Origin of the sequence: Paenibacillus sp. O199 (genome assembly GCF_001636635.1) — a bacterium.
In the GTDB taxonomy this organism is placed as follows: domain Bacteria; phylum Bacillota; class Bacilli; order Paenibacillales; family Paenibacillaceae; genus Paenibacillus; species Paenibacillus marchantiae.
The window spans coordinates 400,728-413,517 of record NZ_LGRP01000001.1 but is presented as its reverse complement, the minus strand read 5'-3'; the positions used below and the strand labels follow the sequence as shown (position 1 = coordinate 413,517).

General features: G+C 33.5%; 23 protein-coding genes. 21 read left to right on the top strand and 2 right to left on the bottom strand.

The features are described 5' to 3' along the window. The first annotated feature begins 507 nt into the window (after positions 1–507). The 17 genes from A6049_RS34320 to A6049_RS02085 all read left to right on the top strand — a co-directional run bounded on the left by A6049_RS34320 (position 508) and on the right by A6049_RS02085 (position 8,542). The gene (locus A6049_RS34320) at positions 508–636 is read left to right on the top strand and encodes a hypothetical protein (RefSeq protein ID WP_275078603.1); all 129 of its coding nucleotides are present in this window, start codon (positions 508–510) and stop codon (positions 634–636) included. A gap of 60 nt (positions 637–696) precedes the next feature. Beyond that, on the top strand, positions 697–1,050 hold the full coding sequence (locus A6049_RS02160; protein WP_063563011.1) for a hypothetical protein: 354 nt from the start codon (positions 697–699) through the stop codon (positions 1,048–1,050). Positions 1,051–1,114: 64 nt separating this feature from the next. Beyond that, positions 1,115–1,555 (top strand): hypothetical protein, encoded by a 441-nt coding sequence (locus A6049_RS33695; protein WP_063563010.1) that lies wholly within the window; start codon positions 1,115–1,117, stop codon positions 1,553–1,555. Positions 1,556–1,598: 43 nt separating this feature from the next. Then, positions 1,599–1,943 carry a beta barrel domain-containing protein gene (locus tag A6049_RS02150; RefSeq protein ID WP_063563009.1) on the top strand — a complete coding sequence of 115 codons (345 nt, stop codon included), beginning with the start codon at positions 1,599–1,601 and terminating at the stop codon, positions 1,941–1,943. A gap of 36 nt (positions 1,944–1,979) precedes the next feature. Next, on the top strand, positions 1,980–2,147 hold the full coding sequence (locus A6049_RS33135; RefSeq protein ID WP_161490529.1) for a hypothetical protein: 168 nt from the start codon (positions 1,980–1,982) through the stop codon (positions 2,145–2,147). 41 nt (positions 2,148–2,188) lie between these two features. After that, the gene (locus A6049_RS02145) at positions 2,189–2,413 is read left to right on the top strand and encodes a hypothetical protein (protein WP_063563008.1); all 225 of its coding nucleotides are present in this window, start codon (positions 2,189–2,191) and stop codon (positions 2,411–2,413) included. A gap of 53 nt (positions 2,414–2,466) precedes the next feature. After that, positions 2,467–2,805: a hypothetical protein gene (locus A6049_RS02140; protein ID WP_063563007.1), complete on the top strand. Its 339-nt coding sequence runs from the start codon at positions 2,467–2,469 to the stop codon at positions 2,803–2,805. Positions 2,806–2,850: 45 nt separating this feature from the next. Continuing rightward, the gene (locus A6049_RS02135) at positions 2,851–3,159 is read left to right on the top strand and encodes a hypothetical protein (protein ID WP_063563006.1); all 309 of its coding nucleotides are present in this window, start codon (positions 2,851–2,853) and stop codon (positions 3,157–3,159) included. A gap of 216 nt (positions 3,160–3,375) precedes the next feature. Next, complete coding sequence (locus A6049_RS02130; protein ID WP_063563005.1) at positions 3,376–3,558, top strand: hypothetical protein; 183 nt, start codon at positions 3,376–3,378, stop codon at positions 3,556–3,558. 264 nt (positions 3,559–3,822) lie between these two features. After that, positions 3,823–4,158, top strand: a complete 336-nt coding sequence (locus tag A6049_RS02125) for a LytTR family transcriptional regulator DNA-binding domain-containing protein (protein ID WP_063563004.1) — start codon at positions 3,823–3,825, stop codon at positions 4,156–4,158. 102 nt (positions 4,159–4,260) lie between these two features. Next, positions 4,261–4,524, top strand: coding sequence for a hypothetical protein (locus A6049_RS02120; protein ID WP_063563003.1), 264 nt, complete (start codon positions 4,261–4,263; stop codon positions 4,522–4,524). Positions 4,525–4,558: 34 nt separating this feature from the next. Then, positions 4,559–5,152: a hypothetical protein gene (locus A6049_RS02115; RefSeq protein WP_063563002.1), complete on the top strand. Its 594-nt coding sequence runs from the start codon at positions 4,559–4,561 to the stop codon at positions 5,150–5,152. Between the two features lie 27 nt (positions 5,153–5,179). Next, positions 5,180–5,698: a DUF262 domain-containing protein gene (locus tag A6049_RS02110; protein ID WP_063563001.1), complete on the top strand. Its 519-nt coding sequence runs from the start codon at positions 5,180–5,182 to the stop codon at positions 5,696–5,698. A gap of 350 nt (positions 5,699–6,048) precedes the next feature. Continuing rightward, entirely contained in the window at positions 6,049–6,336 is a 288-nt protein-coding gene (locus tag A6049_RS02100) for a cyclic-phosphate processing receiver domain-containing protein (protein ID WP_342671806.1), read from the top strand. Positions 6,337–6,435: 99 nt separating this feature from the next. Then, positions 6,436–6,747, top strand: coding sequence for a hypothetical protein (locus A6049_RS02095; RefSeq protein ID WP_063562999.1), 312 nt, complete (start codon positions 6,436–6,438; stop codon positions 6,745–6,747). A gap of 244 nt (positions 6,748–6,991) precedes the next feature. Continuing rightward, on the top strand, positions 6,992–7,609 hold the full coding sequence (locus tag A6049_RS02090) for a hypothetical protein (RefSeq protein ID WP_063562998.1): 618 nt from the start codon (positions 6,992–6,994) through the stop codon (positions 7,607–7,609). Between the two features lie 54 nt (positions 7,610–7,663). After that, entirely contained in the window at positions 7,664–8,542 is an 879-nt protein-coding gene (locus tag A6049_RS02085) for an HNH endonuclease (protein ID WP_063562997.1), read from the top strand. On the opposite strand, the gene A6049_RS02080 is transcribed toward A6049_RS02085, so the two are convergent. Further along, a complete protein-coding gene (locus A6049_RS02080) occupies positions 8,539–9,024 on the bottom strand; it encodes a hypothetical protein (RefSeq protein ID WP_063562996.1) in 486 nt (161 codons plus the stop codon). The two genes, A6049_RS02085 and A6049_RS02080, sit on opposite strands and share 4 nt — an antisense overlap. Positions 9,025–9,236: 212 nt before the next feature. On the opposite strand from A6049_RS02080, the gene A6049_RS02075 reads away from it, so the two are divergent. Further along, on the top strand, positions 9,237–9,605 hold the full coding sequence (locus A6049_RS02075; RefSeq protein WP_240321279.1) for a type II toxin-antitoxin system PemK/MazF family toxin: 369 nt from the start codon (positions 9,237–9,239) through the stop codon (positions 9,603–9,605). A 4-nt stretch (positions 9,606–9,609) separates the two neighbouring features. On the opposite strand, the gene A6049_RS02070 is transcribed toward A6049_RS02075, so the two are convergent. Then, on the bottom strand, positions 9,610–9,837 hold the full coding sequence (locus A6049_RS02070) for a helix-turn-helix domain-containing protein (RefSeq protein WP_063562995.1): 228 nt from the start codon (positions 9,835–9,837) through the stop codon (positions 9,610–9,612). Between the two features lie 171 nt (positions 9,838–10,008). Between A6049_RS02070 and A6049_RS02065 the strand changes: the two genes are divergently transcribed. The 3 genes from A6049_RS02065 to A6049_RS02055 all read left to right on the top strand — a co-directional run bounded on the left by A6049_RS02065 (position 10,009) and on the right by A6049_RS02055 (position 12,754). Continuing rightward, positions 10,009–10,209 (top strand): hypothetical protein, encoded by a 201-nt coding sequence (locus A6049_RS02065; RefSeq protein WP_063562994.1) that lies wholly within the window; start codon positions 10,009–10,011, stop codon positions 10,207–10,209. A 204-nt stretch (positions 10,210–10,413) separates the two neighbouring features. Then, the gene (locus A6049_RS02060; RefSeq protein WP_063562993.1) at positions 10,414–11,727 is read left to right on the top strand and encodes a DNA sulfur modification protein DndB; all 1,314 of its coding nucleotides are present in this window, start codon (positions 10,414–10,416) and stop codon (positions 11,725–11,727) included. Position 11,728: 1 nt separating this feature from the next. Then, complete coding sequence (locus A6049_RS02055) at positions 11,729–12,754, top strand: phage lytic cycle repressor MrpR family protein (protein ID WP_063562992.1); 1,026 nt, start codon at positions 11,729–11,731, stop codon at positions 12,752–12,754. Positions 12,755–12,790 lie beyond the last annotated feature (36 nt).

Below are 12,790 nucleotides of genomic sequence, written 5' to 3'. Positions count from 1 at the left end.
GTTCACATTGAGCTGTGTCTTCTTTTTATGAAAGATTAATTTTACCCAGATGAGCAGCGATGTTAAAATATAAGTAAATATCACATCTTAGAACTAACTGGGCGGTGAAAGATATGAATATCGTAAAATGTTCGAGTGAAAAATGTAATAATTATAGAAATAGTGGTAATGAGTCAGGAATGTGTATCGTGTGTGAAGAACGTAGACTAAACGAGATAGAAAAGGTTACTGCTAAGAAAATTATGAGGGCTACAACGTTCAAGACCAAAGAGGAAATGGATAGTTTTGATTATGATGTCTGCACACTGAAAAGCTGTAGAGCAAGAGTTTTTATGAGAGGTAGATGCAAGAAAGACTATATTGAGTATATGAGCAACAACACTAAAAAGTTATAGTAAAACAGAGATGCCTGTGTGCATCTTTTTTATTTTATTAAGAATAAAAATATGTATACATTCAATATTATTTATGATAATATAAGATTATCAAATACACGAGGTGATCACAATGTATCAAGTGGTTGTCATTGAGAAGATTCTTGGTATAGTTACAGAGAATACATATGGCTTTCCAACTGAAGAGCAGCGTAACATGTTTATGGAATTGTGCGAGGATGATGACGTGTTTGTTTTTTAAAGAGACTTAATTACAGTGTAAGTGAAACTATAATTTGATCAAGAAAGAAGGATGAGTCGAATGGAAAAATTATTCGAATTGAAGTGGATGGATGGTACGACAAATATTATTGAAGGTGAAAGCATCGAAAAAGCATTTAACAAATCTGGCTTTGGATCTGGCGCGATTCCAGCATTGGATTTTTATAGAGAGATTGCAGAGCTACCAGATGAAATGAAGTCATTTGAATATAAGGAAGACAACGGAGAATTATCTGAAATTACAAATCCAGTATTCATAGAACAAATTAAATCGCAGAAACCGAGTACTGGTGATGTAGTGCGTATCTTTTACGCCAATTTGGCTTTCACTTATGTGCTGGAAGAAATCACAAAGCATAGCTACAGGTTCGGCAAACAAGTAATTGTAAAATGATCCTTTCATGAGGTCGGAAATCTTCTTAATGAGAGTGCAGAGTAATACAAACGGAGGAGATAAGATGAGCGCCATTCTGGAGTTATTTGGAATAGAGATTTTGGAATGTGAGTACACTGATGCGTCAGAGGAGAGTCTTCAGTATGACAATGTAACATTTCTTATTGGGTCGTTGTCAAAGTATGATGGAATGATAGTGGAAGTACTACATGATTGGACATTTAAAATTTGGGATGAAAAAGGCAATGTTATAGATAGTTTCTATCTTATAGAGAATGATGAATTTAAAGAGAAACTGTACAACAAATACCCTTTAAATAGTAATGAGAAAGCACATGAAATAGATGCAGAAATAGTTTTTGATGGCGGCAAAAAGAAGAAGCGCTCTCAAACAAAAGAAGTAAGGTTCAGATTAGAAGTTGGAGAAGGAAGTGAACCAATTATCTCTGAAGAACTGTTCAATGTGGCTAAACAAAAGTATAACGACAAAAACAGATTGAGGTAGTGTTTTAGATCGTTCTTATTAGAATAGAAGGGAGTCACTTTTTATGAAAATAGGAGATGCTGTTTTTCTTAAAGCAGTCGGAAATAATGCGCGATATCGTAAAGAAACGCACATTGTCGAATATAAGGTGGGGAAAGTTGGAAGAAAATACTTAGAAGTACATCCAGAAGGCTATGTAAACAACTCAGTTAAATTTAACATGGAAACTAAAAGGCAGCACACAAATTTTCAACCTGATTGGGAACTCTATTTCTCAATGCAAGAAATTTTAGATGAAGAAGAGTTTACTAGGTTGAACAGAAATATCAAAAAGAAGTTCGATACTTATAGCAAAGTCGATCTAACCCTTGACCAACTCAGAAGAATCAGTCAGATCATTAATGAATAGTTGAAATGATCTTTTTATAAGATAGGAAGTGAGAACATGAGAAATATTTTTGTAATTGATCCGGAAGGGGACACCAATAAAGTCTGCGAATGTGGAAAAGATGCCATGTTTTTGTTGGGTATCAGTAGTGACCAACATCCCCACCATTTATGTGAAGAATGTTTAGGTGAAATTGCCAAAAGAATTATAGATGCACTAGTCTAAATCAAATGAATATTTTACCAACAAATTGGAGGTTATTTTAGATGGGGTCGATTGATAGAGTTGTAAAAGGTCTTAGTGATGTTGAACTTGAAAAAGCGTTTCATGAGGTGAAGGACTATAGATTTGAAAATGAAAATGTCTTAGTTGATGGAGTGGTTCGTTCTACTATAAGAAGAATTGAAGAAGTAATGGGAAAGATAGGAGATCCACACATTGTAATAAATAGTATCCTATATGAGATTGCCAGTAGAAAATATGAAAGCTAAATTTAGCTTAAAGTCTTGATCAAAAGATTATTTCACAAGGAGATGAAGATAAAATGATTATAGATAACAGAATTATTCTAGGGCATGGAAGTATTTTGGTGAGTGCAAACTATGATGGAACTATAAGAGTGGATTATATCGACCCGAATGCTGTAATTGGTAAGGATGTTACAGAAGAATTTTTGAATAATGTAAAGATTCTGAGAACTGTAAATCTTGATGCTAAAGATAATTTACTTTATAAACTGAAAAATGTAGCAGACCATAACCCAATTATTGTTCATGGTGAATACACTCTAGACTTCAGTAAATTCAATGTGGGTTCGGTCAATACTTTTATTCGTCAAACAAGGCGGGCACTTAATTTCATCCGAATAGCATTGGCCTGTTAAATAAGTTGATGAAAGGATTCTTTTATCTTAATAGGGAGGGAAGCAATGGACTACCTTAAAATCTTATCATACAAGTACGACATGGCAGAGGATTGGTCAAGGAACGGCGTAACCGTTTTGAAGAGTAGTGATTTATATATTCAACTAATAGAGCCTTATCACAGGACAGGCTTTCAGTATTGTTTAAAAGCTGACTTTCCAGAGACGTTTGACAGATGGAGTGTGACGCTGCTCGAAGAGGAGTTCGTAAACGATGGGGGATTCTTGCAAGTGTTAGAGGCACTTGATACTTTTATAAAAGATAAAATAAATATCGTTAAAGAAGAGTTATCAAAAGGTGCAAGACTTGAATAAAAGAAGTATTTCAAAAGGAGTTGAATTTTTCAATGTGCCAGTGTAATCCATCAATTAAAACTCCATGGTGTGGGAAAGACGACTGTATTCCGTCCAAAGAGCAAGCAGAAAAAATGAATGCTGCTATAGAGAGATCAAAAGAAATTATGAAAAAGCTTTTAAAATAAGTCTTTTACAATATCTAATAACAATAAATATACGAAAAGAGGATAAAATGTGAACACATATAACCTAATTGCTAACGGAGAAATCGTTGAAACTATCAAAGAAGAAGGACGTTGCAAAGACACTATGGCTTATGTGCTTATGGATAGAGTCTATTCGCTAACAAGTCAATTAAAGAAGCAGATCAATGTAATCGTACAAGAAACAGGAAGAGAGCACTATTACAATGTTTAAGCATGGTAGACGCTTTGCAGATGGGACGCTATGGGTTATGAATCAGAGCGGAAGATGGATTACCCTTAAAGAAGCAGCACAAATACATAAATATAAGTGAACACCTAAAGAGGCGACTAACAATCGTCTCTTTTAAGAATTAAAATATATATTGTATAATATATTAAATAATGATATAATTCATATAAAGGAAACAGCGTACTCGAAACAGTAACTTCGTATTGTAAATGAGAAAGACTATATCTTTTGTGAGGTGAAATCATAATGAATATTCCTGTAATGGATATAGAAACTAAGGAAACAAAGATGATAAGCATAGAAGAAATACTGTATATACTTAGATCTGGGATAAACGGTTCAATACAAAAGGTGTCAACAGAAAATGGTGAGTACCGTATCCTTAGTGAAATAGAATTTGTTAAGTTTCTAACAGATGTAGGACATTTGAAGGTTTCTGATGGTGGAGTTGCTGTAAACCTAAAGAAAGTCAAAAGGATTGATCCAATGAACAGAAAGCTTGTATTCAGCGAAGGGAAAGAGGCATCAGTATCTACAGCTAGATTCAAAGAGATTGAAGAAGAGATAATGAATCTTACCTAGTTATCTTTAACATGTCGCCGTATAATAGTGTTATAGATTTGCGGCGTCATGGTATACATATGTTCGATTGAAAGGTTTATTTCATAGAGAAGGAGAAGAAAAATGGACATTAAACTAATTGCACAAGAACAACAACAAGATTTATATCACGTTACTTTTACAGAAGAAGAGGTCGATGCCCTATATCGATACATTGATTTTGACAAGTACGGAATCGACATTTCTGAGGGAGGCAACCTTTTACAAAAGGATAGTCTCTGGTTCCTTTTAGTAGAACTAAGAGGAGTAAGAAACTTCCCACGTACATTAGGAGATGGGCTAATACTGAAGCTTAAAAGCTACTTGTATCTAAAGTATTTAAAATAACTATTTTAACTGGACTGAAAGTGAGGAATATCAAGTGAGTTTAATTACGGTTATTGCGAAAGAAAAATATTGTTGCGTCATGTCTGATGGAAGAGTTGTAGATCAAGAAACAAAGGAAGTACAACAAGAGGATTTACAGAAGTTTTTAAATTATGACAACCGAGCATTTATTGCATACGCTGGAGGAAAGGACATGTGTGATATTGTCTTAAATGATATCGCTGAGGTGAAAACTTACGATTTTGATTTATGGCTTCAAGCATTTCAACAACTATTCGACCGTTACAAACTTAAAGAGGCTTATTTGATTGATCCATTGCGATATAAAGTATCCTTACTGTTCGGAGGACGAAATGAAAATGATGAGGTTGAAGTTTATTCGATCAGTTCTATTACCGGAGCAGTAGAGCACTATCTACCAAAAGATGACCAAGTTGCTGTCACCTTTTTATGTAGTGAGAATGTCGGAGACGGCTCCAACGTGATGGATTTCCTTGGTGAAAACTTGACAAATGGTGGACATCAGACTCCTAGTCAAGCACTTAGTGCAATGAAGCTTACTAACAATTATGTTTCTAGTATAGACTGGTCAGTAGGAAAAAAGACTTCTCGAATGGTAATAAAATGACTGTTTTATATAGAGAGGAGACTAAATGTGAAATTTAAAGAGATTAAGCCATACATACAGTGCAACAATTATTCAGTAGACGTGTCTTTAAGATATTTGGAGAGTACACTTGACGAATATATTGAAGAAATGGGATTGGAATTAATTCCAGACTTTCAACGCGGATACGTTTGGAATTTGCGCCAACAGGAACTTTATATAGAGCACTTGTTACGCGAAGGAGTGTCTGGTTTAGATATTTACTTTAATCATACTAAATGGCAAGGAACAGAGGGAAAAGGAGATGGCTGGTTTGTATGCGTTGATGGTTTACAACGTCTTACAGCATGTCTTGGGTTCCTTAGAAATCAAATTAAAGCATTTGGTCACTTTTATAAAGACTTTGAAGATAAGATTCCAATGATGGTACGCTTGAGTTTTCATGTTAATAACCTTCAAACTCGTAAAGAAGTGCTTGAATGGTATTTACAGATGAATAGTGGAGGCACTGTTCACAGTCAAGATGAGTTAGATCGAGTTGCTGGATTATTGGCTGCTGAGTCTTAATCAAATGGCTATTTCAACTGAAAGTAAATACAAACTTATTCTGAAAGGTGTGACCATATGTTTTCTTCAAATCAATATCCAGATCTTATGTGGGAATTGTTAAAGCAGAAATTCAAGAAATTTAAAGAGCAGAAGACGAACAGGTCTCAAATCGCAAAAGAAATATTAGCACTATCAATCCTTCCATTAGCCATTCTGTCAGTAGTAGTAGCAGCTACTTGGACTCTTACTTACTTTTTGCATCCTGCACAAGTATTCATTGTTGTTATAATATTGGGTCTATTGTCACCAAGTCTTTTCTATATCAGGTCTAAGTAAAAGATGTGTTTCACGAGGAAGGATGTGCGACCATGACAGATAAGATCAACCTTTACGTGGACGACCTCAGAGACTGTCCAGAAGGCTTTGTGGTCGCTCGTACATACTATGAAGCCATACACATACTTGAGACTAGAGAGGTGGCTATTCTTACATTAGACCACAATCTGGGCGAGGATGTAGATGGTGTAGAGTTGCCGAATGGATATGACTTGGTGAAGCACTTCTGTGAGCATGGACTGAAGGCAGATAAGATCCACATACATACTGACAATCCTGTAGGACGACAGAACATGTATGAGACTCTGTTAGCAGCTTAAAGAAGAGGGTTCATTAATGAGGATATTGAGATTTATCATTATCCTATTACAGTGAATAGATATTCTGGAGATTAACTTTTACGGAGAGAGGGGAATCCAATGTATTCAAATCAGAAGTATGTTGAACTTATGACTAATGAGACAGAGGTTCAATCAAAGTTATTAGAAGTAATGGAGAAGTATGAGAACGATAAATGGTGGATCAGTGATAATACCGATTATTTAGCGTATAAGCAATTTCAGGAAGACACTATGTTAGTTGAATCCACAGCTTTGCAAAAGGCGACTGAAGCGCTTTTAGGCAGAGATATCACCTTTCTTGATTTGAGACTGAATTTTAAAGATATTAAGAATGAAGTGATTGAAAAATACCAAGAAAAAAATGGAGCGAAGGAGGAAGGATTACATTAAAAAGACATGTCAGAATTGCAAAGCTTTACGAATAGAACATGGTACAGTTAATCCATATAGTTGTACATTGGGCTATAGTATTGATAACATTGGCGTTCCTTTAGAGAAGTGTCCGAAGCCAAAAACATATACGAAACTCAACGATTTGAGATCAATTAAAGATAAATACACATTGGGTAAAAAGGAATTGGCAAATTGGAAGTTCATGTGAAAGGCATGTTTCATACAGGGAGGATGTGTATTTATGATTAAATTCGATCTGTTAGAAAACGGAGCAGATTCACTTAAGTCTGCTTATAACAAGATGCAGGTCTTAAACGACTTACAAGAGGGATTAGATCATTACCTTAAGGATATCGTTTTTTTCCTTAATCATGGCATTGAAATCCTTTTTAAATATGTTCTTAAAGCAAAGGACGAATCACTTATTTTCAGCAACCAAAGAAAATATGAAATCGCAAAGCAAGAGATGCTAAGACTTGGAAAAAGCAATGTTTTTGAAATAAGTCCAAACTTAAAAACAGTAACCTTATCTGAAGCTATAAAAATATGCAAGGAGAACGATTTGGAGGTGAGCGAAGAATATCACAGCTCTCTAACATATCTTAACAAGATGAGAAACCAGTTCATGCATTACGAAGTTTTTATATCCGATGAAGAAATGTTAAAACTTTTAGTTAGACAACAAGCTATTTTTGAATTGACAATGGAATTCTTTAAACTTCACATTCCGAATTTCATTGAATATTTTGAAGGGGCTAGATTTGAAGATACGATTGAGGACTATGGAGATATCTTGGCTGAAATGCAAAGAGAAGCAGATTTTGAACGATACATTGATGAAATGATGGTCTCTGAGTAAAATGCAAGTTTGATTCGAACAATAATAATATGAAAGGGAGAAATTTGCTACTATATGGGACTTAGTAAAGAAGAAATAAATCTCAGAAAAGATCTAAGAAGAGCAAAAAAATGGAATGAACTGCACCAAGAAATCGAAGGAGTAGATCATAAATTATGCAATAAGTGCAATGATTATCATCCCTCGACAGATGAGTATTTTTATATCAATAAAAACAACTCAATTGATGGGCTATATCCTTACTGTAAAAAGTCTGCAATTTTGTCCTCTTGTGAAAATCAAAAGACAAACAAAGAGAGAAGTTATAAGCAACATGAGAAATATAGGAAAAGTGAAAAGTATAAGAAGTGGGGACGGAAGCATGGGCTAGAGCAACGTAAAAGCGGGTATAGCCTTAATTATCAAAGAAACAATAAAGATAGAGTGTATTTTTACGCTGCATTACATAGAATTCATGACATCACATCAATTGAATGGAACAAATGCTTACTTTTCTTTGAATACAAATGTGCATATTGTGGTATTACACAAGAAGAAAATAAAAGAAATTGCAATCAGAAACTCCAGAAGGATCATGTGGATCATGAAGGGTACAACGATTTGAGAAACGCAGTACCTGCTTGTAGACGTTGCAATAGCAGCAAACATCAAAGTGGTGTGCTAAATTGGTATTCTCAGCAACCATTCTATTGTATTGATAGATTCAGAAAATTAACAACTTGGATAACCATAGAGTATCAGAAATATCTAGAAATTAAAAAAGATTATAAGATAGTAAAAACCAGAAATAAACGAGAGTATATTTTGTACGTTCTCGATGAAAAGAGAAACTTAGGAAATGTTCTTGGTATCGGTAAACACAGAAAAGAATTAGTGATACTTGCAGAAGATATTTTTAATGATAATGAATACATAACAAAACCCACCAATTAAATGGCGGGTTTTTTGTTGTGTGTGTATAGACCTAATTCCTCTGCTTTAGCTAGCAATGTTGCAAGAGCATTCCTATTTTGAGTCGTATCCAGAGACAGCTCAGAGCGCCTAGAATCAATTTCTAACGATACATCCTGTATCTTTACCTTGATTAGCCTTATCTGGGCTTCAGACATCGCCAGCTCCTGTTTAAGTGTTTGAAGGTATTCAACGATGTCTTCAATATTAAGAGTAAATGGAGGAGACTTTCTCGAAGAGCGTTTATTGTTTAATTTTCTATTCTTGGCTTCTATAATCTCTTCATTGTAATTGTGTCTAAGGTAAGAGTTCCATCTAAAACCACAGGCAGCGGCTGTGCGATCAAGCTCTAGACCTACATCATAAAATGCTTTTAATTGTGTTTCTCCAGTTGTTATATAGTTTAATACAATAGTAGCTAGCAATTTATCCTCATCAGCACTCCAACTATCTTTTCTTATCATGTTTTCACCTCAGATTACTTTTAATTACATATATATCCTATTTGTCAATAGATTATACCTTGTTTTGGAAATATTTAACCCCCCGACTAAAAATGCTTGACAGAACATAAGTTCCCTATTGTTATATGAAGTTTAATCTATTATAATAATAAATATACAGATGAAAGACATATATAAACAATAAATATAATGAAAATGCGGAGTGTGATATCATGGCAGTGGCTATGGATCGAATTATGAATAAAGAAGTAAAACGACTTGATATGTGGAACGCTAATTTAGGAAGAAATAAAGGTAGCGTACAAAGCGGAGAGAGACCAGTAGTTGTTTTGGGGAATGATAAAGGAAATAAGTTTAGTCCAGTAGTTATTGTGGCTCCTGTTACTAGCAAGGTAAAAAAGCCAATGCCTACCCATGTTAGAGTAGAGGCAAATGAAATTGAACTTTATGACGACAGTATTATTCTATTAGAGCAGATAATGACCATATCCAAAGATCAATTAGAGTTTAAAATTGCTACTCTTCCAGAAAAATTTCAACAGCCAATAAGTAAAGCATTGTCAATATCGTTACAAATGTAATCTTTTACTTATGTAGTTTAATTAGCTCGTTTAAATTGGTAATATTTAATGCCTCACATATAGAAGCTAAATTACTTAAAGGGATTTGTTTGACCTTATTATTACATAAATCATTAATAGTAGAATGTCTAATTCCTGTTAGCCTAGACAGCTCTCTTTTAGATATATCTTTTGAAGCAAGAATTTGCTCTAGCGTTATCTCAAACCACCAATTAGTATTAGAACTTGACATGTAAAAAGTCTCCTTTTATAATAATAGAAGTAAGGTGGAACGAAAATCGTTCCAATATTTTTGCATAGCAAAAGACTCCCAAAGCAATGGGAGTATTCATGAATCTTCATTTTAACATGTTAATTATCGTAGTAACAGAGGGGCTTAGTTTGTATGAAGAGGTATTGTTTAATGAAGTTGGTAAAATATGATTCAAATTCGAAGCTAGAGACATGGAAGTTTTTAGGTATTGGAACAAACAAACCTCATGAACTAAACAATTTCATGTTTAATGGTTATAGAATTTATGATAATGAGAACAATACAATAATAAAAACTAATTTAAATCTAAAACAATGGATTAAAGATAATGAGAAGCCTCAAGTATTATGAGGCTTTTTTTGCTATATAAACGTTTTGCAATAGCAATAAAATTGTAGTAAATTAGTTATCAGAAGTTAAGTAACAGCTTTTTAGTGAGATTTAATTGTTAAAATATTATGAAGCAATAATAAAGATATATTGTTATCCCTTTAGATAATGTATTATATTTATGCTTATATGCTATAATGAATCTAAAGGAGAGTGTACATAAGTATGCAAATTGATCGAAAAGAGATTGAAATAAGAATAATTAAAAGCCTAAATGTAGTTAAGAAATCAAGAAAATCATTAAATGAATTAAATGTATTTCTTGCTGAATTAAATGTGCCTTATGGAATGGTTGAGTCTATACTAGCTAATGAGGAAATAATTTCGGAAGTGGATATTCCACTACTTGTAGGTATCTCTATTGCAGTATATAAGTTAACTAAAGATAGAGATTTACATACAGAGACCTTGTTTGGAGACAGAGAAGTTAGAGATGCTTTGGATATTCTTGGTCAAACAATAAGTGAAAAGATATACCTGCCTATCCCGCTAAATGATGTTATAAAAATAAAGTACGACAGTTTTGTAACAAAGATTTCAATAAAAGAATTAGTAAAAATGTTTGAAAGTCAGCTAATAATTTACGACTATGAAACTCAACGTGGTGCTAAATATAAGACAAATGCTTCTGGTGGTATAGTCAAAACACCAATAGTAAATAAAGCCAGTGTAAAGCGCATTTCTAAAAAAATGGCTGATAATGATTATTTAGAAGATATGATAGTATTAAACGTATATTCAACTGAGATAGAACCAGTAACCTATCATGAAGAAACTAGAACATTGACTATAAATGATGGTGCTATAATATCTATTTTGGATGGGTTCCATCGTCTTCAGGGAGCCTTGGCTGCTCTAGAGATCAATCCGAATGCTGACTTAGTTGAAATACTATCTGTGAGAACTTATGATCATGAGACAGCTCAAAAATTCTTTGGGCAAATAAATACAATTAATGTTCTTAAGACAGAAAGAAGAAAAGAGCTTGCTCAAGAAAGAATGTCAGATAAAGTGGTAGCTAACCTACAAAGAAAATCTGAAATAGGTAAACAAATAGCATCGTCATCTCAAGTTAGTATACCAGCAGGCGAGCTTACGACTTTTGATATCCTTTCATATACTATAGATAAAGTTTATCCACTAAAAATACAGTTTGATGTTTTAGAGACTAGCGACTATTTGGTTGATTTTTTCGCATACCTTGTGGGGAAATATCCAGATGAATTCTCCTTAAAAGCTAAAGAAAGTACTAACTCTGTAATGAGACACCCTTTAATGTTTATAGGATACATTGTGCTGTCTAAATATATGCAAGAACAAGATATTAATCTTAGAGATTTAAATGAAATGATTAACCAGATCGATTTTGATGATGAAAAACTGATAGGTATGTTGAGTACTAAGGGCATAAGAGGAAATAATTTAGCGCGCAATAACTTGATAAGTTATTTTGAATCTATTTTTAGAGGTGTAAAATAAAATGAACAAGATATATTATGAGGAGTTCTACAATCCTAATCAAAAGAATAGGTACTTAAAAGATCAAATTGAATCAACAAAAAAAGCATATAGTAGAGTATTGTTGAGAGCTGCAAAAATAGAAAACAAACTTGGAAAAGACCTATATGACTTTAATTTAGATGAAATAAAACAGTTATTGTTTATTCTAAAGGCTACTAAACTTAGTACTGTAATGCATTCAGGCAATATTATTCAAAATTATATAAGATGGGCTATTGAACAGGATCTTCGTACTGACAACATAAATCCACTTGATGCAGTTGCGTCTGGAGAATTTTATAAACAATTTTTGGACACGAGTGAGCAAACACTCTTTAGTTACACTGAAATTAAGAAAGATGTTGTTGACGAATGTATAAATTATCAAGATAAAGCGGTAATACTTGGTCTATACGAAGGAATCTATGGTAGACAATATAGTGAGCTTTTAACATTAAAAATGAAATTCTTTGAGGAAATAAATGATGATCCAGATCACTACAATGTTCGCTTGGTTAATGAAACTGTTGATGGAAACAAAGAAAGAACTCTGAAGGTTACATCTGACTTGTACAATATAATGCGAATAGCAAATGACGAGGATATATACTTTAAGAATAATGGCCTTGACTTTGAAGGAATGAGAAACAACAAAAATTATCTAGTCAAGACTGACTATATAATAAGAGCTGCCGAAAACGCGCGCACAAAATCTTCTGGTAATGCTCCATCTGCTCCAGCTTTAATAAACAGAAGGATAGCCAGGATTGCTGAAATGTACCAGTTACCAATGTTAACTGCGACGAACATACGAAACAGTGGGATGCTAAAGTTGGCTAGTGAGTTGTATTATGAAAATGACAAAAAGTTGGGTAAGGAAGATTATGAGCAAGTGTTGAGGCAATATAATGTAGGCATAGGTAAAAATGGTGAAATCTCATATGGAAGACTAAAAGCTGATTTTTTAAACATTGAAAATATAGAGAAGTTTTATGGAGAAGAATAAGGTTAATCCTTTATTCTTCTTTTTTTTATAAAAGTG